The 25609-nt window shown below is 69.9% G+C and carries 21 protein-coding genes and 2 pseudogenes; 13 read left to right on the forward strand and 10 right to left on the reverse strand.

Going from position 1 to position 25609, the window contains the following annotated elements; genetic code table 11:
• Positions 1-88: 88 nt before the first annotated feature.
• A complete protein-coding gene (locus D7D52_RS22990; RefSeq protein ID WP_120739527.1) occupies positions 89-892 on the forward strand; it encodes an enoyl-CoA hydratase in 804 nt (267 codons plus the stop codon).
• An 84-nt stretch (positions 893-976) separates the two neighbouring features.
• Here the strand turns inward: D7D52_RS22990 and D7D52_RS22995 are convergent, their stop codons facing one another.
• Entirely contained in the window at positions 977-2221 is a 1245-nt protein-coding gene (locus tag D7D52_RS22995) for a ribonuclease D (protein WP_120744384.1), read from the reverse strand.
• A gap of 182 nt (positions 2222-2403) precedes the next feature.
• The gene (locus D7D52_RS23000; protein WP_120739529.1) at positions 2404-3030 is read right to left on the reverse strand and encodes a DUF3000 domain-containing protein; all 627 of its coding nucleotides are present in this window, start codon (positions 3028-3030) and stop codon (positions 2404-2406) included.
• Positions 3031-3104: 74 nt separating this feature from the next.
• Between D7D52_RS23000 and hemE the strand changes: the two genes are divergently transcribed.
• Positions 3105-4172: a uroporphyrinogen decarboxylase gene (hemE, locus tag D7D52_RS23005; RefSeq protein WP_120739531.1), complete on the forward strand. Its 1068-nt coding sequence runs from the start codon at positions 3105-3107 to the stop codon at positions 4170-4172.
• Positions 4173-4482: 310 nt separating this feature from the next.
• On the forward strand, positions 4483-5829 hold the full coding sequence (locus D7D52_RS23010) for a protoporphyrinogen oxidase (RefSeq protein WP_120739533.1): 1347 nt from the start codon (positions 4483-4485) through the stop codon (positions 5827-5829).
• A 15-nt stretch (positions 5830-5844) separates the two neighbouring features.
• On the opposite strand, the gene D7D52_RS23015 is transcribed toward D7D52_RS23010, so the two are convergent.
• Positions 5845-6795 carry a serine/threonine dehydratase gene (locus D7D52_RS23015; RefSeq protein ID WP_246023237.1) on the reverse strand — a complete coding sequence of 317 codons (951 nt, stop codon included), beginning with the start codon at positions 6793-6795 and terminating at the stop codon, positions 5845-5847.
• Between the two features lie 145 nt (positions 6796-6940).
• On the opposite strand from D7D52_RS23015, the gene hemQ reads away from it, so the two are divergent.
• The gene (hemQ, locus tag D7D52_RS23020) at positions 6941-7636 is read left to right on the forward strand and encodes a hydrogen peroxide-dependent heme synthase (RefSeq protein WP_120744385.1); all 696 of its coding nucleotides are present in this window, start codon (positions 6941-6943) and stop codon (positions 7634-7636) included.
• A 186-nt stretch (positions 7637-7822) separates the two neighbouring features.
• Here the strand turns inward: hemQ and D7D52_RS23025 are convergent, their stop codons facing one another.
• Complete coding sequence (locus D7D52_RS23025) at positions 7823-9976, reverse strand: catalase (protein ID WP_120739537.1); 2154 nt, start codon at positions 9974-9976, stop codon at positions 7823-7825.
• Positions 9977-10167: 191 nt separating this feature from the next.
• Between D7D52_RS23025 and D7D52_RS23030 the strand changes: the two genes are divergently transcribed.
• The 6 genes and pseudogenes from D7D52_RS23030 to D7D52_RS23055 all read left to right on the forward strand — a co-directional run bounded on the left by D7D52_RS23030 (position 10168) and on the right by D7D52_RS23055 (position 15336).
• Positions 10168-11295 (forward strand): glycosyltransferase, encoded by a 1128-nt coding sequence (locus D7D52_RS23030; protein ID WP_120739539.1) that lies wholly within the window; start codon positions 10168-10170, stop codon positions 11293-11295.
• A pseudogene (locus D7D52_RS23035) lies at positions 11292-12396 on the forward strand (glycosyltransferase). Before D7D52_RS23030 ends, D7D52_RS23035 begins: the two are co-directional and overlap by 4 nt.
• Positions 12393-13399 (forward strand): annotated as a pseudogene (locus tag D7D52_RS23040) (glycosyltransferase). The pseudogenes D7D52_RS23035 and D7D52_RS23040 overlap by 4 nt, the downstream one beginning before the upstream one ends.
• The gene (locus tag D7D52_RS40390; protein WP_162958488.1) at positions 13396-14286 is read left to right on the forward strand and encodes a glycosyltransferase family 2 protein; all 891 of its coding nucleotides are present in this window, start codon (positions 13396-13398) and stop codon (positions 14284-14286) included. Before D7D52_RS23040 ends, D7D52_RS40390 begins: the two are co-directional and overlap by 4 nt.
• The gene (locus D7D52_RS23050) at positions 14268-14912 is read left to right on the forward strand and encodes a hemerythrin domain-containing protein (protein WP_120739541.1); all 645 of its coding nucleotides are present in this window, start codon (positions 14268-14270) and stop codon (positions 14910-14912) included. Before D7D52_RS40390 ends, D7D52_RS23050 begins: the two co-directional genes overlap by 19 nt.
• Positions 14913-15042: 130 nt before the next feature.
• A complete protein-coding gene (locus tag D7D52_RS23055) occupies positions 15043-15336 on the forward strand; it encodes a hypothetical protein (RefSeq protein WP_120739543.1) in 294 nt (97 codons plus the stop codon).
• 67 nt (positions 15337-15403) lie between these two features.
• On the opposite strand, the gene msrB is transcribed toward D7D52_RS23055, so the two are convergent.
• The 4 genes from msrB to D7D52_RS23075 form a co-directional block, all read right to left on the reverse strand.
• Complete coding sequence (msrB, locus tag D7D52_RS23060) at positions 15404-15841, reverse strand: peptide-methionine (R)-S-oxide reductase MsrB (RefSeq protein ID WP_120744386.1); 438 nt, start codon at positions 15839-15841, stop codon at positions 15404-15406.
• Between the two features lie 10 nt (positions 15842-15851).
• Positions 15852-17138: a glycosyltransferase family 87 protein gene (locus D7D52_RS23065; RefSeq protein ID WP_187703026.1), complete on the reverse strand. Its 1287-nt coding sequence runs from the start codon at positions 17136-17138 to the stop codon at positions 15852-15854.
• Positions 17139-17214: 76 nt separating this feature from the next.
• The gene (locus D7D52_RS23070) at positions 17215-18780 is read right to left on the reverse strand and encodes an alpha/beta fold hydrolase (protein WP_120739547.1); all 1566 of its coding nucleotides are present in this window, start codon (positions 18778-18780) and stop codon (positions 17215-17217) included.
• 32 nt (positions 18781-18812) lie between these two features.
• Positions 18813-19586 (reverse strand): pyrimidine reductase family protein, encoded by a 774-nt coding sequence (locus D7D52_RS23075; protein ID WP_120739549.1) that lies wholly within the window; start codon positions 19584-19586, stop codon positions 18813-18815.
• A gap of 35 nt (positions 19587-19621) precedes the next feature.
• Here D7D52_RS23075 and zapE point away from each other — a divergent pair, with 35 nt between their 5' ends.
• The 3 genes from zapE (at position 19622) to D7D52_RS39360 (ending at position 23661) form a co-directional block, all read left to right on the forward strand.
• A complete protein-coding gene (gene zapE / locus D7D52_RS23080; RefSeq protein WP_120739551.1) occupies positions 19622-20644 on the forward strand; it encodes a cell division protein ZapE in 1023 nt (340 codons plus the stop codon).
• A 129-nt stretch (positions 20645-20773) separates the two neighbouring features.
• On the forward strand, positions 20774-21580 hold the full coding sequence (locus D7D52_RS23085) for a tyrosine-protein phosphatase (RefSeq protein WP_246023238.1): 807 nt from the start codon (positions 20774-20776) through the stop codon (positions 21578-21580).
• A gap of 152 nt (positions 21581-21732) precedes the next feature.
• Positions 21733-23661 carry an ABC-F family ATP-binding cassette domain-containing protein gene (locus tag D7D52_RS39360; RefSeq protein ID WP_425464560.1) on the forward strand — a complete coding sequence of 643 codons (1929 nt, stop codon included), beginning with the start codon at positions 21733-21735 and terminating at the stop codon, positions 23659-23661.
• A gap of 74 nt (positions 23662-23735) precedes the next feature.
• Here the strand turns inward: D7D52_RS39360 and D7D52_RS23095 are convergent, their stop codons facing one another.
• Both D7D52_RS23095 and D7D52_RS23100 read right to left on the reverse strand, forming a co-directional pair.
• Entirely contained in the window at positions 23736-24284 is a 549-nt protein-coding gene (locus D7D52_RS23095) for a GNAT family N-acetyltransferase (RefSeq protein WP_425464561.1), read from the reverse strand.
• An 8-nt stretch (positions 24285-24292) separates the two neighbouring features.
• On the reverse strand, positions 24293-25522 hold the full coding sequence (locus D7D52_RS23100) for an MFS transporter (RefSeq protein ID WP_120739555.1): 1230 nt from the start codon (positions 25520-25522) through the stop codon (positions 24293-24295).
• Positions 25523-25609 lie beyond the last annotated feature (87 nt).

The following is a 25609-nucleotide window of genomic DNA, read 5'->3' on the forward strand; positions in this document are numbered from 1 at the left end:
ATCCCGGATCGCGGGTCCGTTTTCTATGCGGCGTCGACGTTCTCGCGTAGATTCTGTAACAGGTTACAGTTTCTGGTCAGGAGTTCGGATGTCGTTTGTGCTGGTCGAGAAGCCGCGTCCCCAGATCGCGCTGGTCACGTTGAACCGGCCGGAGCGAATGAACGCCATGGCGTTCGACGTCATGGTGCCGCTGCGCGAAACCCTCGAGGAGGTGGCGGCCGACAACGAGGTGCGGGTCGTGGTGCTCACCGGCGCGGGCCACGGGTTCTGCTCGGGCGCGGACCTGCAGCACGCGGGCAAGGTGCCGGGCGTGGAAGGCTTGACCCGCACCAGCATCGCGCGCCGCTCGATGACCCTGCTCGACAATGTGATGCTCACGATCAAGCGCATGCACCAGCCGGTGATCAGCGCCGTCAACGGCGCGGCCATCGGCGGCGGCTTCTGCCTGGCCATGGGCACCGACATCCGAATCGCCTCGCACGACGCGTATTTCCGCGCCGCCGGCATCAACAACGGCCTCACCTCCGCCGAACTCGGCATCAGCTACACCCTGCCCCGCGCCATCGGCTCCACCCGAGCCTTCGAGATCATGCTCACCGGCCGCGACGTCGACGCCGCCGAAGCCGAACGCATCGGCATCGTCTCCCGCCTCGTCCCCGCCGACAAACTCCTCGAGGCGGCCTACGACACCGCCGACCAGATCATCCGCTGGTCCCGAGTAGGCGGCGAACTCACCAAACGCCTCCTCTGGAATGGCCTGGAAGCCAACTCCTTCGAATCCCACATGCAAAACGAGGGCCTCGCCCAACTCTACGTCCGCCTCACCACCGACAACTTCGACGAAGCCATCCGAGCCCGCCGCGACCGCCGCCCACCCGAATTCCTCGACTGACCGAACCCCGATCCGGCTGCTGCGGAGCCGGTGCGCCCGGCGCCGATTCGGCGGGTGTGGCGGGCTGGGGCACCGGTGGCCGGGTCAGGGCTCGGGGTAGAGGGCTTCGGCTAGGCGGGGGACGGCCAGTTCGCGTTGCCAGGGGCGGGCGCCGCCGGCGGCGAGGAAGTCGTCGATGAGGGCGGGGGCGTCGCCGTTGGTGGCGGATTTGGGGAGGCCGTCCCAGCACATGCGGCGCAGCAGGTCGGGGGTGAGGAGGTTTTCGACCGGGATGGCGACCTCGGTGGAGAGGTCGGTCATGGCGGCGCGGGCGCGTTGGAGGCGCGCGGCGGCGGCCGGGTCGCGGCGTTCCCAGCGGTTGACCGGGGGCGGGCCCTCGAAGGGCTGGGTCAGCGGCGGGAGTTCGCTGTCGGGCAGGGCGCGGGCGCGTTCGACCGCGCCGAGCCATTCGCGCGAGTAGCGGCGCTGGCGGGGGCCGCCGAAGATCGGCAGCGCGCGCAGCTGGGCGATGGACTTGGGCTCGCTGGTCGCGGCGGCCACGATCGCCGAATCCGGCAGGATGCGGGCGGGCGCCACATCGCGCAGCCGGGCCAGGCGGTCGCGGGTGGTCCATAGTTCGCGCACGATGGCGAGCTGACGGGTGCGGCGCAGGGCGTGGATGCCGGAGGTGCGCCGCCAGCGATCGGCCTTCGGGCCGGACGGCTCGGCGGTGCGCACATGCTCGAATTCCTGTGCGGCCCACTCGGATTTGCCCTGCTCGGCCAGATCGGCGGCGACGGCGTCACGCAGTTCGAGCAGCAATTCCACATCGAGGGCCGCGTAGTTGAGCCAGTCGTCGGGCAGCGGGCGGGTGGACCAGTCGGCCGCGCCGTGGCCCTTCTTGAGCTCGCGGCCCAGCAGCTTCTCCACCATGGCCGCCAGCCCGACCCGCTCGTATCCGGCCAGCCGGCCGCCGAGTTCGGTGTCGAACAGCCGCGCCGGATAGAGGCCGAGCTCGGCCAGCCCGGGCAGATCCTGATCGGCGGAGTGCAGCACCCATTCCAGCCCGTTGATCGCCTCGGCGAGCGGTTCGAGATCGCCGTCGACCGGGATCGGATCGATGAGGAAGCTGCCCGCGCCCGCGCGGCGCAACTGGATCAGATAGGCGCGATTGGAGTAGCGGAACCCGGAGGCGCGTTCGGCGTCGACCGCGAGCGGTCCGGTGCCGGCGGCGAGCAGGCGCGCGGCGGCCGCCACTTCGGCGGCGGTGTCCAATACCGGCGGTACACCGTCCACTGGCGCGAGCAACGGTACCGCGGCAGTGGCTTCGGGTTCATCTGGTACGGACATGGTCTTGAACTCTACGGGTTGGGCAACGGCGAGCCGCGTCACGTCGGTGAAACGACCGGCCTTGACACTGCGTCGGGCCATTGGGAATCGTACGTGCCGGGTGTCGATTTCGTTGCAGTACAGACGTTCTCGCTGGCGAGAGGCTATTTTCCGGCAGCCTGCGCGGGATTTCGGCCCGCACGTCAGTCCGTGTTCTCGTCCCGGCGCACGTCCAGTCGGGTGACGCCCGCGGGCGGCAGTCCGGCCGCGTACGCGAGTACCTCGCAGAACGCCTCCACATGCGGTCGCATGGCGGTGTCGCCGACGGTCCAGGAGGCGCGCAGCTCCAGCTGGTGCGCGCGCGGCGGCCCGGCGATATCGCCGTAGCGCACCGAACTGGTGGCGGTGACCGTGCCGCCGAGCGCGGTGAACGGGGTGCGCGACTCGAGCGCGTCAACCAGCCAGCTCCACGCCACCTCCGGCAGCAGCGGGTCGGCGGCGAGCGCGGAGTCGATATCGGCCTGGATGTAGGCGACCAGCCGGAACACCCCGTGCCAGGCTTCCTGCCCGGCCGGATCGTGCAGCAGGATCAGCCGGCCGAACGCGTCGCCGTCGGAGTCGACGGGCACCACGGTGGTGTCGGCTCGGGTGACTTCCGCGCCCAGGGCGTAGGAGTACGGGGCCAGGCGCTGCGGCGGGCGGATCGGCGCCAATTCGATGCGGGGGTGCACGGAGGCGGTTCCCATGGCCTCGACCGCGGCGCGGAACCGGGCTGGTTCTTCGGGCTCCGGGGTCGGGGCGGCGCCGTCGCGGAAGTCGAGCGGTGTCACGAAAGGCACCGTAGACCCCCGGGGTGCCGAGCGGTGCGAGGCGCGCCGCCGGGGCCCCTTTACGATGGGCGGTGATGAGTACTCACACCCGCCGCCTGCTGACCGATGCCCCGTTCCTCGCCGCCGCCACCGGTGGCGTGCCGCATCGGCGGCCGGTGTGGTTCATGAGACAGGCCGGTCGGTCCCTTCCGGAGTATCGCGAACTGCGCGCCGGAATCGGCATGCTGGAATCGTGTTTCGACCCGGAGCTGGTGTGCGAGATCACCATGCAGCCGATCCGCCGCCACGGCGTCGACGCGGCAATCCTGTTCTCCGACATCGTCGTTCCGCTCAAGGCCGCCGGCATCGACCTCGACATCGTGGCCGGTGTCGGTCCCGTGGTGGCCAACCCGGTGCGCACCGTCGCCGACGTGCGCGCCCTGCCGCGCCTGCGCGCCGAGGAAGTGGGCGCGGTCACCGCGGGCGTGAAACTGCTGCTCGACGCGCTCGGCGACACCCCGCTGATCGGATTCGCCGGTGCCCCGTTCACTTTGGCGTCCTACCTGGTCGAGGGCGGCCCCAGCAAGAACCACGAGCGCACCAAGGCGATGATGTTCGCCGACCCGGAGACCTGGCATCAGCTGCTGGGCGTGCTCACCGACATCACCATCGAATTCCTGCGCGCGCAGATCGCCGCGGGCGTGGACGCGGTGCAGCTGTTCGACTCCTGGGCGGGCGCGCTGACGCTGGCCCAGTACCGCGAATACGTTCTGCCGCACTCGGAACGGGTGTTCACCGAGATCGCCGACGCGGGCATCCCGCGCATCCACTTCGGTGTCGGCACCGGTGAGCTGCTGGGCGCGATGGGCGAGGCGGGCGCGGACGTGGTCGGCGTGGACTGGCGAATCCCGTTGCCCGAGGCGGCGCGTCGCGTCGGCCCTGGAAAAGCGTTGCAGGGCAACCTGGATCCCGCGGTGTTGTTCGCCGGCCCCGCCGCCGTCGAGTCCGAGGTGCGCCGCATCGCCCGCGAGGCCGACGAGGCGATCACCCTGGGCGCCACGGGCCACATCTTCAACCTCGGCCACGGCGTGCTGCCCAACACCGATCCCGGCGTCATCACCGACACGGTCGCCCTCATCCACAGCCTGCCCACCCCGCTCTGAAGATATATCTCCGAAGCGAATCCACGTCTTGCGCCATGGCGTGAGGCTGCCGCTTGCGCGGGATCAATCACGTTTGTGTGTGGGGTGTTTCTGCCCGGGCGCGACTCAGGGCGGGGTCGAACCGCGAAAGCCCAGGTGAGAGTGGTTGGGGCGGGTTGTGGTCAGGGCGCACCGTGGTGGGTACCGGGCTCCGTCGAGCAGGGTCGGCGGGAGTAGGTTCGGGTGGGAGCGGCTCGTCGGCGGGTCGCCGGGTCGCGGGTGCGCTAGTCGGTGTGGTCGCGGCGAGGACTAGGTGACGAGGAGATTGGCGATGCGGGTCGCGGTTGTCGGTGGGGGCATCAGCGGGTTGGTGGCTGCCTATCGGCTGCGGCGGGCATTGGGGGAGACGGCGGAGCTGATCCTGGTCGAGCGGCGGGATCGGGTGGGCGGGATTCTGCGCACGGTCGAGATCGAGGGGGAGCCGGTCGATCTGGGGGCCGAGGCGTTCGTAGGGCGGCGGCCCGAGATTCCGGAGTTGATGCGGGAACTGGGGATCGAGGAGCAGCTGGTGCATCCGGCGGGCAAGCGGCCGCTGGTGTGGTCGGAGGGGTTCGGGCATCGGCTGCCGGAGCGGACGCTGATGGGGATTCCCGCGGCGGCGGAATCGGTTGCGGGACTGGTGGATGCGGCGACGCTGGCCATGATCGAGGCGGAGCCGAATCGGCCGCTGACGTGGGTCGCGGGCGGGGATATGTCGGTGGGGGAGCTGGTGCGGGATCGGTTCGGGGAGAAGGTGGTCCGGCGCAGTGTCGATCCGCTGCTCGGGGGAGTGTATGCGGGACTTGCCGATTCGATCGGCGTGCGGGCCGCGCTGCCGACGCTGGCCGCCGCCCTGGATCGTGGCGCGGCCAGCCTGACCCGGGCGGTGTCCGAGGCGCTGCCGCCGCCGAGCACGACGCCGGTCTTCGGCGGCCTCCGCGACGGCTACGGCGTACTGCTGGACGCCCTGCGCGCCGCCGCCGACGTCAAGTCCGAAATCGGCACTGCCGCAACCCGGCTCGCGCGGACCGCCACCGGCTGGCGGCTGGATCCGGTCGGCGAGGTGGACGCGGTGATCCTCGCGACCCCCGCCCCGGTGACCGCGGAGCTCCTGCGCGCGGTGGCCCCGGAAGCCGCCGACCTCGCCGCGGGCATCGACCTGGCCTCCTCGGCCGTGGTGGCCCTCGCCCTTCCGGCCGACACCGCCCTCCCCGACAACTCCGGCATCCTGGTCGCCACCGGTGAACCCTTGCGCGCCAAGGCCTTCACTCTGTCCAGCCGCAAATGGCCCCACCTCGCCGCCCGCGACGTGGCGTTGGTCCGAGCCTCCTTCGGCCGCTTCGGCGACCCCGCCCCCTTGTCCTGGTCCGACGACGAACTCATCGCGGCCGCCGTCGAAGACCTCTCCACCGTCACCGGCCTCGACATCCGCCCCCTCCACGCGGTGGTCCAACGCTGGCCCGGCGGCCTCCCGCAATACGCCCCCGGCCACACCGCCCGCATCGCCGACCTGCGTTCCGCCACAGCCGATCTCCCCGGCCTGGCCCTGGCCGGCTCCTATCTCGACGGCGTCGGCGTCCCCGCCTGCGCCGCCACCGGCACCAAGGCCGCCGCCGCCCTCACCGCCCAGCTGGGGTGAGGGCCGGGGACCCCGTCAGCGGGTGACGAGGTCGCTGGGGTCTGTGTTGGCGCCGCAGATGATCACTGCGACGCGTTCGCCCGGTTCGGGCACGTAGGCGCCCGACAACAGCGCGGCCAGTGCGGTGGCGGCCGCGTGTTCGACAGCGAGTCGGCGGCAGTCCCAGAGGGTTTGGCGGGCCGCGATGATCTGCTTGTCGCTCACCAGCACCGGCACGACATCCCCCGCGGCGGCCGCGGACAGGGCCATGGGGGTGACGCGGCGGGCGCCGAGCGAATCGGCGGCTACCGAGTCGACGGGCACGTCCACGGCGGTTCCGGCCTCGACGGCGGCGTGGAAGGCGCGGCAGTGTTCGGGCTCGACCGCCACCACCCGCACCCCATGTTCGTTGGCGGACACGGTGATTCCGGTGAGCAGACCGCCGCCACCGACCGCGACCACGACGGTGTCGAGCTCGGGCAGCCGCTCGACGATCTCCTCGAGCAGGGTGCCCGCCCCCGCCGCGATGTACGGATCGTCGTAGGCGTGCGAGCGCAGCGCCCCCGAGACCGCGGCGTAGCGTTCGCATTCGGCGGCCGCGTCCGCGTAGGCGTCACCGCCCGAGAGCACCTGCGCCCCCAGCGATCTCAGCCGCGCCACCTTCACCGCGGGCGCGGAATCGGGCAGGAAGACGGTGGCCGCGGAGTCCACCAGCCGGGCCGCCCAGGCGCAGGCCACGCCCGCGTTCCCGCCGGAGGCGATGGTGATCCCCACCCGGGGCAGCTGCCCCGATTCGCGCTGCGCCAGCACGAAATTCGCGGCCCCGCGCGCCTTGAAACTGCCGGTGTGCTGCATGTGCTCGAGTGCGAGCCAGACATCGCCGGCGACCGGCACGGTGTCGGCGTCCGCGCGCGCCAGCACCACCGGCCGGATGTGCCCGGAGATGCGTTCGGCGGCCGCTGTCACCTCGGCGTATGTCGGATGCACGTGTGCTTCTTTCGTATCGGTGCCGATGGCTGACCGGTGAACCCCCGCGTCCACTCTAACGTGCGGCGCTCGCCCGCGATTCGAATCACCGTGTCCGCCCTGCCCGATTCCGGGTGGCTTCGGGCGCAGTGGCACGATGGGTGTCATGGCGCGACTCGACTACAAGGCCCTCAACGACACCATCCGATACCTCATGTTCTCGGTGTTCCAGGTGGAGCCCGGCGTGCTCGGCGAGGATCGCCAGGCCGCGATCAAGGAGGCCAAGCAGTTCTTCGAGAGCCTCGAGGAGCGCGGCGTGGTGGTCCGCGGCATCTACGACGTCGCCGGCCTGCGCGCCGACGCCGACTTCATGATCTGGTGGCACGCCGAGAAGATCGAGGAACTGCAGGCCGCCTACGCCGATTTCCGGCGCGTCACCGAATTGGGTCAGATCTCCAATCCGGTGTGGAGCCAGGCTGCCCTGCATCGCCCCGCCGAGTTCAACAAGTCCCACATCCCGGCCTTCCTGGCGGGCGAGGAACCGGGCAACTACATCTGCGTCTACCCGTTCGTGCGCTCCTACGACTGGTACCTGCTGCCCGACGAGGAGCGGCGCAAGATGCTGGCCGATCACGGCAAGGAAGCGCGCGACTACCCGGACGTGCGCGCCAACACCGTGGCCTCCTTCGCCCTGGGCGACTACGAGTGGATCCTCGCTTTCGAGGCCCCCGAACTGCACCGCATCGTCGATCTCATGCGCGATCTGCGCGCCACCGAGGCGCGTCGCCATGTGCGCGAGGAGATTCCGTTCTTCACCGGCCCGCGCGTGGATGTCGAGAAGCTGATCGCCGCCCTGCCGTAGGCGTTGTCCGCCGTGCCCGCAGAATTCGGGGCATGCGCGGAAACCCGCTCGCACCATACTGTTTGCGCGACTCGATCCGTCGCGCTGCCCGAGGGGTGTAGCCACGGCGTGATGGAGTGTCGGAGCAGACCGCACAGCCGTCTACCGGCCACCCGGCCGGTAGGTGCGGCTGTGGGTCCGCCCGGGTCAGCGCGGGAACTCCGCGGCGCGCGGCCAGACGCGATGCTCGGGCAGCAGCGCGGCCAGCGCTTCGAGGCCCGCGGCGAGCGTGTCCACCGATTCCACGCCGGCCGATTTCTCGTCGATCCCGGCCGTCGTGATCGCCTCCGCGCCCGCGGGCGTGTAGGCGATGGCCTTGAGATGGCGATGCGCCTCCTGCAGCAGGAGACCCAGCCGCAGATCCGGCGCGGTCCCGGCGATCAGCAGCGCGTCGAACTCGATCGACCGGGCCGTGTCCAGGGTGCGCGAGATCGGCACCGCTGTTGCGCCGGAACCGATCTCACCGCCGGTCGGAGCGATCACCAGCGGCGTCATGGACTGCTCGGCGACGGCGGCGACGGTCGCGGCCAGCTCGCCCGGATCGGTGTCGGCGGTGGCGAAGATGCCGACGATGCGGCCGTCACACGGCCAGGTGCCGCCCAGCTGCGACAGCGCCGGCGACACCGTGACCGCCGAGCTCTCCGCCGGCTCGCCGGTGAGCGCGAGGCCCAGTCCCGCCGCGACCGTCCGCGCGAGCTCCTCGTCGATCTGCCGCAGCACGCCGATCGCGCGCTGTTTGATCGCCTTCTCGTAGCACTTGCCCAGCTCGAAGGTGTACGCCTTGGCCACGTGCTCCTGTTCGATCTCACTGAGGCTGGCGTAGAACAGCCGCGCCGAACTGAAGTGATCGTCGAAACTGGCCGCGGCCGCGCGCACCTTGGTGCCCTTGACGACCTCGGGGAATTCGATCAACGTCTCCGCCGACCCGGCCATGAACGGACACCCGCCGTCGAGGCTGTTGGGCCGGTAGGGCGCCACACCGGAATGCACGGCCGTCTGATGCATGCCGTCGCGCAGCATGTCGTTGACCGGGGCGTGCGGCCGATTGATCGGCAGCTGCGCGAAATTCGGCCCGCCCAGCCGGCTGATCTGGGTGTCGAGGTAGGAGAACAGGCGACCCTGCAGCAGCGGATCGTTGGTGACATCGATGCCGCGCACCAGATGCCCGGGGTGGAAGGCGACCTGTTCGGTCTGGCTGAAGTAGTTGGTGGGGTTGGCATTGAGCGTCATCGTGCCGATGATCTGCACCGGCGCCAGCTCCTCGGGCACCAGTTTGGTGGGGTCGAGCAGGTCGATGCCCTCGAACATCTGCTCGTCGTTGTCCGGGAACACCTGCACGCCCAGATCCCACTGAGGGAACGCCCCGGACTCGATGGCGTCGGCCAGATCGCGCCGATGCATGTCCGGGTCGATGCCGGCCGCGATCTGCGCTTCCTCCCACAGCAGCGAGTGCACGCCGAGCTTCGGCTTCCAATGGAATTTCACCAGCACCGCGTCTCCCTTGTCGTTGATCAGGCGGAAGGTGTGGACGCCGAAGCCCTCCATCATCCGATACGAGCGCGGAATGCCCCGGTCGGACATGTTCCACAGGGTGTGGGCGGTCGCCTCGGTGTGCAGGGTGACGAAATCCCAGAAGGTGTCGTGCGCGCTCTGCGCCTGCGGGATCTCGCGGTCGGGATGCGGTTTGGCGGCGTGCACGACATCGGGGAACTTGATGCCGTCCTGAATGAAGAAGACCGGAATGTTATTGCCCACCAGGTCGAATACACCGTCGTCGGTGTAGAACTTGGTGGCGAAGCCGCGAGTGTCGCGCACGGTGTCGGCCGAGCCGCGTGAGCCCAGCACCGTGGAGAAGCGCACGAAGACCGGGGTTTCCTTGCCCTTCTCGAACAGTGAAGCGCAGCAGATCTTCTGGGCGGCGCCGTTGCCGACGAAGACGCCGTGCGCGGCCGCGCCGCGGGCGTGCACCACGCGCTCGGGAATGCGCTCGTGGTCGAAGTGGGTGATCTTCTCGCGCAGGTGATGGTCCTGCAGCAGCACCGGCCCGCGCGGACCCGCCTTGAGCGAATGATCGGTATCGCTGGGCCGCGCGCCCTGCGCGGTGGTCAGGTAGGCGCCCTGCTGCGCGACCGCGTCCTGCGGCGTGTCGGTGGGGGCGCCGGTGGGTGTGCCCGTGGCCGGTCCCGTCTGATCCGATTTCGGTGGCAGGGGCTCGTGCGGCTTGGTCGGTTCTTGCTCCGTCGCGGGCGCGCTGGCGGGCGCACCGGGGACGGCGGGTTGGGACTTCGCGCGTGCGGCCATCGAGTACCTCCTTTGAAACGGGCCTTGGCAGACAGCTGGCGAATGCCCGCCCCTACCGGTCGCAAACGTCGGACGGCGCATTCCACCCGCGACCGCCGCGGTGATCTCGATCCCACGGCGTTAGCCAGCCGCTCGCTGGGGTAGAGCGCCAGCAGCGGATCGCTGCGGACGCTCGGAAGGAGGCCGCCGGTATGCCCGGTTCTCGGACCGCAGCTCGGTTCGACTCGTTCGATCCACGCCCGGCCACACTGGTGTCTCCGCGGCCCATCCGGGTGGCGTCGGTGCCCGCCTCGCACGTGTACGTGCGGCACCTGTCGGCCGTGGACGGTTCGGACGAGGTGCACCGCCTGCCCGATCCGCCCCCCGCCGACGGCCGCACCGTGCCCGGCGGCTGGTGGCCGCCGCTGATGCTGGATCCCGGGTGGATTCGCGCCCACCACCACGAATTCGATGTCTTCCATGTGCATTTCGGCTTCGACGCGGTGCCGCCCGAGACGCTCGGTCAGGTGATCCACGAGCTGCGCGCCCACCGCAAGCCGCTCGTCTACACCGTCCACGACCTGCGCAACCCCCATCATCCCGAACCCGGCGCGCACGAGCGGAACCTGCGGATGCTGATCCCCGCCGCGGACGCGCTGGTCACCTTGACCCCGGGCGCGGCCGCGCGAATCCAGCAGCGTTACGGCCGCCGCGCCGAGGTCCTGCCGCATCCGCACGTGGTGGAGCGCGAACTGCTGGAGGCCCGGCGACCGGAGTCCGACCAGATGGTCATCGGCACGCACGTGAAGAGTCTGCGCGCCAATATGGATCCCCTGCCCGTGCTCGAAACCCTGGCGCGCACGGTGACCCGGCTGCCCGACGCGGTGCTGCGCATCGACATGCACGACGAACTCTTCGAACGTGGCAACCACTGGTACAACCCGCGAATGGGCCGGGCGATCCTGGATCTGGGCCGCAAACCACGGGTGCAGGTGCGCATTCACCCGTACTTCACCGATGACGAACTGTGGCAGTATCTTTCGTCGCTGACGGTGTCGGTGCTGCCCTACCGTTTCGGCACGCATTCGGGCTGGCTGGAAGCCTGTCACGACCTGGGCACTGCGGTCGCCGCCCCGAGCTGCGGTTTCTACCATCAGCAACGCGCCTGCGCCACTTACGATTTCGACGAGCGGCACTTCCGTCCCGTCTCACTGCACGAGGCGATGGTGGAGCTGTCTCGTACCCGCGCGCCGCGCGCGAGCTGGGCCGGCCGCCGCGCCGAACGCGACCGGCTGGCGCGGGCGCACCGCCGCCTCTACGAACGGGTCCTGCACCGATGAGCCGGTCGGGCCGCAGTCTGCGCATCGCGATGGTGGCCTCGAATCGGTATCCCATCGCGCAGCCGTTCGCGGGCGGACTGGAATCGTATGTGTGGCAGCTGGCCCGGGCGCTGGGCCGCCGCGGCCATCGGGTCACCCTCTTCGCCGGGACGGGTTCGGATCCGGTGCTGGACGCGGGCGAACTGCCGGTGCGTCCCATCCCGCCCAGCCGCGCCGCCACCGAGGACGTGTCCATGCCGGCGCGGGCGTTCCTCGACGACCATCACGCCTACCTGGACGTCATGATGACGCTGATCGCCGACGCCGCAACAGAATTCGACGTCATCCACAATCACAGCCTGCACTATCTGCCGATCGCCATGGCGCCCAGCCTGCCGGTGCCGATGCTGACCACCCTGCACACCCCGCCCACCCCGTGGCTGGAATCGGCGATCACCGTCACCGGCGGCGCCGGTTCGCATTTCGCCGCGGTCAGCGCGCACACCGCCGGCGCCTGGCGGCATCTGCTGCCCGACGTGGACGTGGTCTGCAATGGAATCGACACCGACACCTGGCCATTGGGGCCGGGCGGCACGGATCTGGTGTGGTTCGGCCGGCTGGTGCCGGAGAAGGGCGCGCATCTGGCCATCGAGGCCGCCCGGCTGGCGGGCCGTCGCCTGCACCTGGCCGGGCCGGTCAGCGACGAACGCTACTTCCGCACCGCGATCGCCCCGCGACTGGACGACCGCGTGTGCTATCACGGCCATCTCGCGCATCGGCCGCTGGCCCGACTGCTCGGCTCGTGCGCGGCCGCACTGGTCACGCCGCTGTGGGACGAGCCGTTCGGCCTGGTGGTGGCCGAGGCGCTGGCGTGCGGCACCCCTGTGGTGTCCTTCGCGCGCGGCGGCATTCCGGAGGTGATCGACCCGTACTGCGGATGGCTGGTCGAACCCGGGGACACGGCGGCGATGGCCGCGGCCGTCGAGGAGGCCGTCCGGTTGCCGCGGCCGCAGGTGCGCCGCCGCGCGGTCGGGCAAATGCGGCCACGATCGCACCGTCGAACGCTATCTGACGCGCTACCGGACGCTGTGCACGCGCTCCTGGCCGGAGATCTCGGCATGATCGGCTACTACATTCACCATCACGGCCGCGGGCATCTGCTGCGCGCGCAGGCGATCTGCGCGCACCTCGACACCCCGGTGGTCGCGTTGACCTCGCTGACCGATCCGGTCCCGGACGTGTTCGCCGACGTGGTCCGGCTGCCGCGCGACGACGCGGCCGCCGCGCCCGCGGATGTCACCGGAGGCGGTGTGCTGCACTGGGTTCCGCGCCAGGACGACGGTCTGCGCGGGCGGATGGCGGCCCTGTCGGCGTGGATCGCGACGGCCCGGCCCGCGGCGCTGGTGGCCGACGTCTCGGTCGAGGTGGCGTTGCTGGCGCGCCTGCACGGGATTCCGGTGATCACCATGGCCCTTCCGGGCACCCGCACCGACCGGCCGCACCGCCTCGTCCACGATCTCGCCGACGCCCTGATCGCCGCCTGGCCGCGTGCCCTCTACCGGCCCGGCTGGCTGCGCGAACACGAACGCAAAACCCATTACGTGGGCGGCATTTCGCGATTCGGCGACCGACCGGCCGCGCGCCGCGACTCCGAGCCGGGTCCGCCCGAGGTGCTGGTGCTGGCCGGCGCGGGCGGCGGCGAGGTCACCGGCGAGACCGTGGCGGCCTGCGCGGCGGCGACGCCCCGGATGCGTTGGCGCACAGCCGGTGTCGACGGCTGGATCGACACGCTGTGGCCGGTGCTGACCGCCGCGCAGGTGGTGGTGACCCAGGCGGGGCAGGGCGCGGTGGCCGATATCGCCGCCGCTCGGCGGCCCGCCCCGCCATCGTCATCCCCGCCGCCCGGCCCTATCGCGAGCAGCACGCCACCGCGCGTGCGCTGCGATCCTCCGGTCTGGCAACGGTTCTCGACCGCTGGCCGGCCCCCGAGGCGTGGCCCGAGCTGCTCGAGCGTGCGTCCGCCCGCGATCCTCGGCGCTGGCGGCTGTGGGGCACCGACGGCGCGGCCCGGCGCGCGGCCGAAGTCATCGCCGGAGTGGGCGGCGTCCGGATGGCGTCCACATGAGGACGGCGTTGATCACCATCACCGCGGGCCGACTCGCCCACCTGCGCAATCAATTACGCGCCGTCGCCGCCGGCACCCGGACGCCCGACGACCACATCGTCGTCTCCATGGGCGACCCGGCAGTGCTCGCGGAACTGCGCGCCGGTCCCGCTCACGGGCGATGGCTGCCGGCGCGCACGCCGCTGCCCTTGGCGGCAGCCCGCAATCTCGGCGCGGCCACGGCCCTGGAGCGCGGGGCCGAGCTGCTGGTGTTCCTGGATGTCGACTGCCTGCCCGACCCGGTCATGATCGAGCGATATCAACAGGCCCGCAACGACTCTCACGCCCCGGACGCAGTGGACTGCGGGCCGGTGACCTACCTGCCGCCGCCCCCGCCGGGTGGCTACGACCTCGCCGATCTGCCCCGCTGTCGCGCCCCGCATCCGGCCCGGCCCGCACCGCCCGACGAGATGATCTGGGACGCCGAGGATTACGGCCTGTTCTGGTCGCTGTCGTTCGCGGTGGCGGCGCGCACCTGGTCGCGCCTGGGCGGATTCGATCCGACCTATCGCGGATACGGCGCCGAGGACACCGATTTCGGTTTCCGCGCCCGCGCCGCGGCGGTGCCCTTGCGCTGGGTCGGGGGCGCGCACGCCTACCATCAGCATCACCCGGTGTCGGACCCGCCCGTGGAGCATCTGGCCGATATTCTGCGCAATGCCCGGCTGTTTCACCGTCGCTGGGGCAGCTGGCCCATGCGGGGCTGGCTGGACGCGTTCACCGATCTGGGCCTGCTGACGCCCGTCGGCGGCGCGCTGGGCTGGGTACCCGGTGCGCACGCGCAGGATGGGATCGGTGACCGCACCGACCGTGTCGATCAGGAGGAAATGTGGACATCACCGAATTGATCCTCGACGACCATCACGAGCAGCGGCGGTTGTTCGCGATTCTCGAGCAGATCGATCCGTCGGAGAAGCAGGTGCTCTCCGCCATCTGGGCCCGGCTCGGGCGCTTCCTCGAACTGCACGCCCAGGCGGAGGAGGAGATCTTCTATCCGGAGCTGCTGCGTGTCGGGGTGGCGGCGCGGCGCACGGCCGGCGTCGAGGAGGAAACCCTCGATGCCATCCACGACCACAACGAGATTCGCGACGCCGTCGCCGAGGTGGCACGGCATCCGGTGGGTTCGCGCGAATGGTTCGCCGCGGTCGCGGCCGCCAATCTGGCCAACAGCGACCACATGGCCGAGGAGGAACGCGAGGGCCTCACCGACTTCCGCCGCCTGGCCTCCCTGTCCCGCCGCCACCGTCTCGCCGTCGATTTCGCCGCCTACCAGGCCCGCAACTACACCGGTGTCGAGTCGATCGACAAGGACCCCGAAACCTATGTCCGCCAAGCGGAAGCCGCTGTGCAGGACACCGCTGTGCAGGACGCCGCGGACGGCGCCGTCCGCACCGCCCCGGACACCGATGTCGCCCCCACCCCCGACGGATCCCTGCGCATCGGCGCGATGAAGAACCCCGATCCCGCCCAGTAGAACTGTGCCGCCGGCACGTGGGGCAGTGATCCCCGCCATGACGCGCATCGAGATTGCGGGCGGCGACAGCGGGTAGTGCCGAAGCAGCAGGCGGGCAGCCGTTCCGCCGTTCCCGATGAGGAGGTGTCCGATGGCCGAGAACGATCGAGACGGGTTCCCCGACGATTCGCGGACGACTCGCGCACACGCGGGGGAGGCGCTGGAAGACGGCTACAACTTCCCCGGCATCGTCTTGTGCGCGCTGGCCCTGGTGGCCCTGGCGGCCTGCTTGACCGCGGCCGGGTACGGCTTTCCCGGGCGCGCGGTGATCGCGGGCGTGATCGCCGCGGTGGCCGCGGTCGCCGGTGTGGGCTGGCTGTTGATCGAACACCGCCGGGTCAAGGCGAAGGAAGGGCTCGCCCTGCACGACCAGCGCGGGCACTGAGGACATCTCGTCGCCGGGGCCGCGGAGCCACTCCGCGGCCCCGGCAACGCTGTCCGCGCAACCGATTTCAGCCGGGAGTCTCCGTCGGCTGCAACCGCAGCGACAGCGAATTGATGCAGTACCGCTTGTCGGTGGGCGTCGGATACCCCTCGCCCTCGAACACGTGACCCAGATGGCTGTGGCAGTTCGCGCACAGCACCTCCACGCGCCGCATTCCCAGCGAATCGTCGGTGCGCAACACCACCGCCTCCGATTTCGCCGGATCGAAGAACGACGGCCAGCCGCAGTGCGAATGGAATTTCTCGGTGCTGCGGAACAATTCGGACCCGCAGGCGCGGCAGGAGTACACGCCCTCGGTCTCGGTGTCGGTGTATTCGCCCGTGAACGCGCGCTCGGTGCCCGCTTCGCGCAGCACCCGGTATTCGTCCGGGGTCAGCTTGGTCCGCCATTCCTGCGGGGTCAGCTGAATGCGCGGTGCGGGTAGCTGGTCGGCATCGGAACTCATGGGCTCCACGCTAGTACGAGGCGGCGGCCTTCGTCCGGGGCGCGGTGTCGACCTCGGCGGTCTCGTCCGACCGTTCCGGGTGCATCCACGCCGGATCCAGGGACTGACCGGACCGCAATCGGCCTTCGCGCTTGGCGACCAGGTAGCGGTCGCCGAGCACGCAGAACACCACGATCAGCAGCAGCCCCCACCCGAAGGTGGTGCGCAGATACTCCAGATCGCGTCCGATGCTCTGCCACCGATCCGACAGCCACTTGTCGTAGGACATGAACCCGAAGATCGCCAGCCACGCCGGCCAATTGCGCAGCAGCGAATTGCGCAGCACCACCGTCATCAGCATGGGGAACAGGAACATCGAGTAGTACATCTGGCCCAGCGGACCCAGCAGCATGGTCGCGGTGATCAGGATGCCGGAGGTGTTGCAGACGAAGAACACCTCGTCGTCGCGGTAGTAGCGGTAGAGGATCCACAGCGACGCCAGCACCAGCCCGGCCATCACGATACGAATGGTCCAGGTCAGCCATTCGGCGACACCGTAGTACCCGGCATTGCCGACGATGGCGCTGTTGAAGTAGTCCCGCGCCTCCGACAGGTACGGCAGCGTATGCGTCCAGAACGCCTTGTAGTCCACGATCAACGGCCACGCCAGCAGGTTGAGCACCACCGGAATGCCGAGCGCGGTGATGAACACCTTCCACTGCCCGCGCACCAGCGGAATCAGCAACAGCGGCACCAGCAATGGCCCCTTGACCGCGATGGTCAAGCCCAAAGCCGCACCGGCCCACAGGTCTTTGCGCTCGAGCACCAGATGCAGGAACGCCATCATCGCCAGGAAAAGACAGCCGTTGATATTGGTGAACGCGAGCGTGTTGGTGACCGTCTCGGAGACGAACATGGCCAGCAGCAGCGCGGGCGCGGCCACCGAGTTCAGCGTGAAGTTGAACAGCTTGAGCAGCAGGTACCAGGCCAGCAGCAGCGCGAGCGCATTGACCAGGATGAAAGCCCACCGCGACTTCTCCGGGTCGATGATGGCCAGCGGCGAGATCAGCAGCGTCCCGCTCGGCGGGTACAGATACGCCGGATCGGTCGAGCTGAAATTGGCGTCGTACACCGGCCGATGGTTGAGGAACGCCAGCGAGGCGTTGTACACCGGCGTGAAGTCATTGGTCACGTGGTAGTTGACAGCATTGATGAACACCCGATGGATCACGGTGAGGATCGCGAGCGGCCACAGTGCGAAGTTCAATACCTCGGCGGTGGTGCGAGCGGTGCGCGGCTCGAGCTGTCGAAGGAACACTCGGGCACGGTACACCGAATACCCCGCCCACACATGCGCCGACCCGCTGAAGGACCCGCGTGCCCGGCCCCGAATCTCAGGCCGGGCAGGCGGTGCCGTCGGCGGGGAGTTTGCCGTCGGTGAGGTAGTCGGCCAGCGACTGCTGAGCGCATCCGGAGTGGGCGAAGGTCGGGTGACCCCAACCCTGCCAGACGACGGTCGCGGTGCGCGCGCCCGCGGCCCCGAGCGCACCGGTGACCGTGGGCCGGCCGTCCTGGCCGACCACCGGATCGGCGCTGCCGCCCAGCACCAGCACCGGCAGCGCGAGCTTGTCGGGCAGGTTCATGGGGGTGGCGGCGGGCCAGGCCGAGCAGGCCATCAGATCGATGGCAGCCACCTTGCCGAACACCGGATACTGGGTGCCCCAGGTGGTTTCGAACCCCTTGGCCTTGTCCGGGGTGGACGGTTCGTGATTGTCGCTGCAGCGGTTGACGAATTCGCCGTCGGTGGCGATGCCCGCCGCGGCGCCCAGGACGAACGGCGTGATCGGCCCGTGGTCGCCGCGCCCGAGCGCGCCGAGCGCGTCCGCGAACTCGGTGACCTGCGAATTGCCCAGTGAGCGCGAATCTCCCAGGAACCCGCCCAGCGTGGTCACCAGCACCGACGCCGACAGATCGCCCAGCTGCCCCGCCCCGGCCCGGTTCACCAGATCCACGATCGCCGCGCGCGGGTCCGCACCCAGCGAGCAGTTCAGCGAGGAGCAGCGCTGCGCGAACGCGGTCAGCGCGGCCTCCTGCCCCTTGACCCTTTGCTCGGCGCGCCCGTTGGCGTCGGTGCCGACCGGCTGCGGCGAATCCAGCACCAGCCGCCCGAGATGCTGCCCGTACTTGCGCGCGTAGTTCAGCGCCACGTTCGCTCCGGTCCCGGTCCCCATCAGCGCGAGGTGATCCACCTGCAACTGCTTGCGCAGCTGCTCGAGGTCGTCGGCGGCGTGCGGCGCGTCGTACACCCCCTGCGAAGGCGCCAGGAAGTCCAGGCACGCCACGGTGGCCTCCCGCCCGGCGACGCTCATGGCGTCCACGGGATCGCTTGCGCCACGGGTGAACTGGGCCTGATCGGCGAGCACCTTGCGCTGCGGATCGGTCATGCAGGTGACGGGCACCGAACTGCCGATGCCGCGCCGATCCACCGCGATGAGGGGCCGCGCGGCCAGTAGTGCGCTGGCGTTGCCGGCCGCGAGCCCGGCCAGCGTCGCGGTCGAGGACCGGTCCGAGCCGGAGGTCAGGATCAGCGGCGCGGCATCCTTGGGCGTGCGGTCGTAGCGCGCCCGCATGACCGCGTTGCGGAAATTGCCCGCCACATTCCCGGCCACGTCGATCTGCGCGGTGTACTCCGCGCATTCGAGCACCAGCCCCTGCGGCGGCGCGCCGAGGCTCAGCAGGTTGAAAGTCGGTGCCGTGCAGTCCTTCCACGCCAGGTCGGCCTTGGGGACCTCGGGCGCGGGCGGGGTGGCGTCGGCGGGCGCGGTGGAGGTGACGGCGGCCCCGGCCTGATGCGGCTGTTCCACGGCGACGGCGGGCCGGTTCGACGGCCCGGCCCCGCAGGCGGTGGTCACCAATATCGACAGTGTCGACGCCAGCAGAGCGGCCCGAGTCCAGCGCATGCGCTACAGCCTGCCAGGTCCGGGGCGCGGTTTCAGCCTCGGGTGTGCGCGCGTTCCCATCGGGTCAAGATCGTGCCGTCGGTGTCGAGCAGCAGGTGGCGTGGCGTCATGGGGGTGGGCGCCGCCTTGGGGGACACCGCGATTCGGCCCTCGGACCCGGCGACGAGCTGCGGGGATATGGTCAGGCACAGATCGTCGACGGCGCCGGCGGCGATGAATTCGCCGAACAGCGACGGCCCGCCCTCGCACAGCACACGCCGTAGCCCGAGCTTGTCGAGTTCCTCACGAATGCTGTCGGCGGTGCCGAGCTGTTCGCTGATCACGATCACCTCCGCGCCCGCGTCCCGCAGTCGTTCCACCCGGTTGGCGGGCGCGACGGAGGTGGTCAGCACCAGCGGCCGCGGCCCGGTGTCGGTGAACAGCTTGAGTTCCGGATCCAGCGCGGCGCGCGCGGTGACGACCGCGATCCGCGGCGGCGTCCCGTCCGCGTCCCCGCCCCGGCCCGCCCGATGCAGCCGCGCGCGCAGCTCCGAATCGGTGTGTGCCGCACCGTAGTTCTCCGCGCGCACGGTGCCCGCCCCGACCAGCACCACATCGGCCAGATCCCGCAGCAGCCCGAACACCTGCTTGTCGGCGGGCGTGCCCAGCCCGCCCGAGCGCCCGTCCACGGTGACCGCGCCGTCGATGCTGGTGACGAAGTTGACACGCACGTACGGCGTGGATGGCTCCATGGGGTAGGCGTACAGCTCGACCAGGTCGTCGCGGCTGAGATCTGTGAGCTGAATCGCATTCGGCATGTGCTGCATAAGGCCCCATTCCAACACGGTTCTACGCTTGCACAGTGCAACAACGCCTCGTCGACCGCCACCCGGAGGTCCCCGCCGACCAGCTCGTGGCCCAGATGGTTCCCCCGCCCACCTTCGACGAGGTGAGCTTCGGTTCCTACATTCCGGATCCGAAGGAACCCTCCCAGGCCGCGGCCGTGTCCAAGGCCGAGCAGTTCGCCGAGCAGGTGACCAAGCTGCGCAAGGCCGCCGACAAGAAGCCGCTGTTCGGCAAGAAGAAGCCGGTGCACGGCATCGGGCTGTACCTCGACGGCGGTTTCGGCGTCGGCAAGACCCACCTCTTGGCCTCGATCTTCCACAGCGTGCCCGACCCGAAGTCGTTCGGCACCTTCGGTGAGGTCACCAATCTGGTTGGCGCGCTGGGCTTCAACAATGCCGTGGAGCGGCTGTCGGGCAACAGTGTGCTGTGCATCGACGAGTTCGAGCTCGACGATCCGGGCGACACCATGCTGGTGTCGCGGCTGCTGACCGAGCTGACCGATCGCGGCGTGTCCATCGTGGCCACCTCCAACACGCTTCCGGGTCAGCTGGGCGAGGGCCGTTTCGCCGCCCAGGACTTCCTGCGTGAGATCAAGAAGCTGGGTGCGCTGTTCGAGGCCGTGCGCGTGGACGGCCCCGACTACCGTCACCGCGATCTGCCGCCCGCGCCCGAGCCGACCTCGCCGGAGCTGCTGGCCGAGAAGGCCGCCGCCACAACGGATTCCACGCTCGACGATTTCGACGGGCTGACCAAGCATCTGAGCACGCTGCACCCCTCGCGCTACGGCGCGCTGATCGACGGCGTGTCCGCGGTGTTCGTCTCCAACGTGCACCCGGTCACCGATCAGGCGGTGGCGTTGCGCATCGTGGTGCTGGCCGACCGCCTCTACGACGCCGGCATTCCGGTGACGATCTCGGGTGCGAAACTGGATCAGATCTTCACCCAGGAAATGCTCGACGGCGGGTACCGCAAGAAGTACCTGCGCGCGATCTCGCGCCTGCTGGCGCTGTCGCGGTTCGAGGCTCCGGCTCACGCCTGACCGACGTGGCAGCGCACGGGGACACAAAGAACCGACCCGATGGTTCTCAGAGTCCCCTCAGGTAATAAATTTCGAGGGTCAACGAAAACCGGACCGCCTTCGGCTTTCGTCCCCGGAAGGAGATCTACCTTGCGCAACCGTGCTGTCCAAGCCGCCGCGGTGGTCACCATCGCGTTCTCCGCCAGTCTGGGATCGGTCGCGACCGCCTTCGCGACCGATCCGCCCGCCGCGACCAGCAGCGTCGTGGTCGACACCGATACCCGAGCCCTCGGCCTGACGGGTGTGCAGAACGCCCGCGACGCCGGCGGCTACCGCACCCTCGACGGCCACACCGTGCGCAGCGGGCTGGTCTTCCGCACCGGTGAGCTGTCCAAGGCCGCCGACGACGACCTCGCCAAGCTCACCGCCCTGAACGTGGTCTCCGTGCACGATCTGCGCACCGGCTACGAGCAGCAGCTCATGGGCGTGGACCGGGTCCCCGCCGGCGCGGCCGAGCATCACGACGACGTCATCGGCCAGGCCCCGCCGCAGGTGATGGCCTCGACCCTGTCCGCCGGCACCGACCTCTACCGCGCCTTCGTCACCGCCCCCGGCGCGAGCGACGGCTTCGCGAACGTGCTGCGCGACATCGCCTACAACCCGGGCGGCGTGCTGTTCCACTGCACCGCCGGCAAGGACCGCACCGGCTGGACCGAGGCGGTGCTGCTGAGCATCCTGGGCGTCGACAAGGACACGGTCTACTACGACTATCTGCTGTCGAACTACTACCGCGGCGCCAAGGACGGCGACATGATGAACGGCGTCTCCGCTGCCGCGCTGGATGCCGCCTTCGACCAGGTCAACCAGTCCTACGGCAGCTTCGACAACTACGTCCACGACGGCCTGAAGCTCACCGACGCCGACGTGTCGGCCCTGAAGGCGAAACTGCTCGCCTGATCCTTCGGTCCGAAAAACCTTGACGCCCATGCGGGTTGCGCGCTACTGTCGCAACCCTCATGGGTTTCTTTTTCCTGTTTTCGTGATCAGTTCGTCGCGTTGAGCTCCGCTCCGCGTCGAGTCATCGTTCATTCCGAAAACGGGAGACCTCTGTGCTTACCCTCCAATCCTCCGCTGTACCCCAAACCACCCTGTCCGGGGTGTCCAAACGCTATGGCGACCGTGTCGTTTTCGACGCGGTGAGCCTGTCCGTCCGCCCGGGCGAGAAGGTCGGCGTGATCGGCGACAACGGGACCGGCAAGTCAACCTTGTTGCGGCTCATCGCAGGTCGTGACGTCGCCGACAACGGTGAGGTGATCGTGCGGGCGCCCGGCGGCATCGGGTACCTGGCGCAGACCCTCGAATTGCCGCCCACCGCCACCGTCGGCGCGGCAATCGACCTGGCGCTGCGCGATATTCGCGACCTGGAGTCCCGAATGCGCGCTGCCGAAGCCGAATTGGCGGAGCCCGGCCCGCTAGGGCGCCGGCTGGACCGCTACACCGAGCTGGCCGCCCGCTTCGAGGCGCGCGGCGGCTATCAGGCCGACGCCCGCGTGGATGCGGCCCTGCACGGTCTCGGCCTGCCCGGTCTCGACCGGAATCGCCTGCTGGACAGCCTGTCCGGCGGACAGCGGCGACGGCTGGCGCTGGCGGCCACCCTGGCTTCGGCGCCGGAACTGCTGTTGCTCGACGAGCCGACCAACGATCTCGACGACGAGGCCGTCGACTGGCTCGAACGCCGCCTGCGCGATCACCCTGGCACCGTGATCGCGGTGACCCATGACCGAGTCTTCCTGGAACGCATCACCTCCACGGTCCTCGAGGTCGACGCGGGCACGATCACCCGCCACGGCAACGGCTACGCCGGATACCTGCGCGCCAAGGCCGCCCGCCGACAGCGCCAGGAACTGGAATACCAGCAATGGCGCACCGAACTGGCCCGCAACCAGAAACTGGCCGAGTCGAATGTGGCTCGCCTGGACGCCATTCCGCGCAAACTGCCCCTGGCAGTCTTCGCGGCAGGCCCATTCCGAACCCGCAGCCGCGGCCACGGCGCCCAGTCCCGCATCCGCAACGCAAAGGAGCGAGTGAACCGCCTCACCTCTGACCCGAAAGCCCCACCGCCAAACCCGTTGCGCTTCACGGCCGAATTCCTCACCGCCTCGGCCACAGCGGAGGAGGGAGCGCCATCCCCAGTGACAGCGTCGTCGCCGGTGACGGAGGGGCCGGCGGTGGCAGCGACCTCGCCGGTGGCGGAGCAGTCCTCGCTGGCGGAGCTGCCACCAGCGGCGGAGCAGTCCCCGGTGGTGGAGCTGCCATCAGCGGAGGAGCAGTCCTCGCTGGTGGAGCTGCCAACAGCGGCGCAGCAGTTCCCAGTGGTGGACCAGCCGTCAGTGGCGGAGCAGTCCCCGGCGGTGGAGCTGCCATCAGTGGCGGAGCAGTCCCCGCTGGCGGAGCTGCCTCCAGTGGTGGACCAGTCTCCAGTGGTGGAGTTGAGTTCCGTTGTGGTGCAGGGACGTCTGCGGCTGGACGCTTTGCGGGTCGGGCCGGGGGAGCGGTTGCTGGTGACCGGTCCCAACGGCGCGGGCAAGACCACGTTGCTGCGTCTGCTCGCCGGTGAGCTGAGCGCGGACAGCGGGGAGGTGATCGTGCGCGGCCGGGTGGGGCATCTGCGTCAGGAGGAGTCGCCGTGGGCGGCGGACACGACCGTGCTGGCCGCCTTCGCCTCCGGGCGCGTCGGCTACCCGGAGGAACACGCGGATCAGCTCCTGTCGCTCGGCCTGTTCCGCCCGTCGGAGCTGACCCTGCGGGTCGGCGAGTTGTCCTACGGCCAGCGCCGCCGGATCGAATTGGCCCGCCTGGCCACCGATTCGGTGGATCTGCTGCTGCTGGACGAGCCGACCAACCACCTGTCCCCGGACCTCGTCGAGGATCTGGAACAGGCTCTGGACGGCTACCCCGGTGCGGTGGTGCTGGTCACTCACGACCGCCGCATGCGGCAGCGGTTCACCGGCCGCCGTCTCGAACTGGGCGGGTGCTAGGGGCGTGAACCGGTGGGAGCGCGATCATTTCGCGCTCCCACCGGCGAACCCGGATCGAATCAGTCTCTCGTGCTTCAGAATCGGTGCCGCATCACATAGTCGTGATGCAACTGGGCCCCGACCGTGAACGTCTTGGTCCCCGCCACCTCGAACCCGTGCTTGCCGTAGAACCGTTGCGCGCGGGCATTGTGCTGGTTCACTCCCAGCCACACCGCGACACTGCCGCTGTCGCGGGCGGCGTCGAGCGCGGTGCGCATGAGCGCGCCCGCCACTCCGTTGCCGTGCTGGCCGGGCAGCACGTACATTTTGCTGACCTCGGTCACCGGCCGCTCGGTGATCACGGCCGCCACCGTCGGATCGGCCGGTTCCATCATATTGAGCAGCGCGTATCCGACGATCTGCCCATCGTGGACGGCCTTGATCACCACGCGGGCGGGATCGGCGAGATAGTCCAGGAACCGGTCGGTGGACAGATTCGCGGCGATGAAGGCGGCTTCGTCGGCAGGGGTGGAGCCGGGCGGGCAGGCCAGCGGGAAGGTCGCGGCGGCGACAGCCGCGAGGGCGTCGGCGTCGTCGAGTCCGGCGCGGTCGATGATCGTGTCGATGACTGGGTAATCGCTCACCCTGCCAGCTAAGCAGGTTCGGCCGCGGGGGTGCTCGGCGAGGGGGTGGCGGTGCGGGTGTGGAAGATGCGCGCGAACCCGATCAGCGCGAGCGCGAAGGCAAGCGGAATCGCGAATCCGGCACGCAGATTCGCGGCATCGGCGATCCCGCCGACCACCGCGCCGCCGACCAGGGTGCCCGCGTAGTTGAACAGGTTGAGCCGCGCGATGAGCGCGTCGAGGTCGCGGCCGCTGGTGAGTTGCCCGGCCTCGCTGAAGCACAGCGGCGCGATCACCGGCAATCCGATTCCGGCGATCAGGAATCCGAGGATCGCCGCCACCGGTCCCGGCGCGGCGACCACGATCACCAGCCCGATCGATCCGACCGCGGCCGCCACCCGCACCACCGCGCGCGGCCCGAACCGCCGCACCCACAGGTCGCCGGTGAGCCGGCCCAGCAGCGACGCGCCCTGATACGCGGCCAGCGCCAGCGCCGCGGTCGCCGACGACGACAGCAGCTCGTCCTTCAGATACAGCGCCGACCAGTTGCCGACCGCGAGGTCGATGGCGAAGGCCAGCGCGATCACCACGCCGAACAGCAGGAACACCTTGGTCGGCACCGAACTGGCCGGTTCCCCTTCGGCCGGACCGGCTTCCGCCTCGTCGGTGCCCAGCAGCCGCGGTCCCGCGCCCAGGCAGCCGGCCAGCACCACCGCCGCGGCGACGAGCACCGCCGCCCACACCGGCACGTGCAGCGCCTCGAGCGCGGACACGAACAGCGCGCCCACGATCGAGCCGGCGCTCCACGCCGCGTAGAACGACGACAGCACGAAACGGCCATAGCCGTGTTGAATGAATACCGCCTGCATATTGGTTCCGGCGTCCACGATGCCGACCGCCACGCCGTACACGCCCAACGCGATGAACAGCGCGATCTTGTCGGGCGCGGCCGCGATCGCCACCCCCGACACCGCGATGAGCCCGAGCCCGATGCGCAGCGCCGTGCGGCTCGACCAGCGCAGCGCCAGCCGCTCGGCGGTCACGCTGCCCGCGCCCGCCAGCAGCGAGATGATCGCGACCAGGGCCACGATCATGCCGTCGGTGAGGCCGAATCTGTCCTTCTGCTGCGGTAGTTCGGTGAGGATCACGGCCAGGAAGAACCCCTGCAGCGCGAAGGCCACCGAGTTGGCGGCGCGCGCCGCGCGCAGTGCCGGGGCGAGCGCACCGAGCTGCGGGTTCTGGGACTGCGGGGGGAGCATGGCGAAAGAGTAGCGGCGGCAACGCGGTCCGGCATCCCGGGTATCGGTGACAATTCGCGCCCCGGGAGATCACATGCCGCTCGCGGT

Origin of the sequence: Nocardia yunnanensis, assembly GCF_003626895.1 — a bacterium.
Lineage (GTDB): Bacteria > Actinomycetota > Actinomycetes > Mycobacteriales > Mycobacteriaceae > Nocardia > Nocardia yunnanensis.

Coding starts and splice junctions, on each gene's coding strand:
- D7D52_RS23075 (WP_120739549.1), bottom strand. CDS start 19,586: ATGCAGCACATGCCGAATGCGATTCAGCTCACAGATCTCAGCCGCGAC.
- D7D52_RS23010 (WP_120739533.1), top strand. CDS start 4,483: ATGCGGGTCGCGGTTGTCGGTGGGGGCATCAGCGGGTTGGTGGCTGCC.
- D7D52_RS23070 (WP_120739547.1), bottom strand. CDS start 18,780: ATGCGCTGGACTCGGGCCGCTCTGCTGGCGTCGACACTGTCGATATTG.
- hemE (WP_120739531.1), top strand. CDS start 3,105: ATGAGTACTCACACCCGCCGCCTGCTGACCGATGCCCCGTTCCTCGCC.
- D7D52_RS23025 (WP_120739537.1), bottom strand. CDS start 9,976: ATGGCCGCACGCGCGAAGTCCCAACCCGCCGTCCCCGGTGCGCCCGCC.
- hemQ (WP_120744385.1), top strand. CDS start 6,941: ATGGCGCGACTCGACTACAAGGCCCTCAACGACACCATCCGATACCTC.
- D7D52_RS23055 (WP_120739543.1), top strand. CDS start 15,043: ATGGCCGAGAACGATCGAGACGGGTTCCCCGACGATTCGCGGACGACT.
- D7D52_RS22990 (WP_120739527.1), top strand. CDS start 89: ATGTCGTTTGTGCTGGTCGAGAAGCCGCGTCCCCAGATCGCGCTGGTC.
- D7D52_RS23030 (WP_120739539.1), top strand. CDS start 10,168: ATGCCCGGTTCTCGGACCGCAGCTCGGTTCGACTCGTTCGATCCACGC.
- D7D52_RS40390 (WP_162958488.1), top strand. CDS start 13,396: ATGAGGACGGCGTTGATCACCATCACCGCGGGCCGACTCGCCCACCTG.
- D7D52_RS23100 (WP_120739555.1), bottom strand. CDS start 25,522: ATGCTCCCCCCGCAGTCCCAGAACCCGCAGCTCGGTGCGCTCGCCCCG.
- D7D52_RS22995 (WP_120744384.1), bottom strand. CDS start 2,221: ATGTCCGTACCAGATGAACCCGAAGCCACTGCCGCGGTACCGTTGCTC.
- msrB (WP_120744386.1), bottom strand. CDS start 15,841: ATGAGTTCCGATGCCGACCAGCTACCCGCACCGCGCATTCAGCTGACC.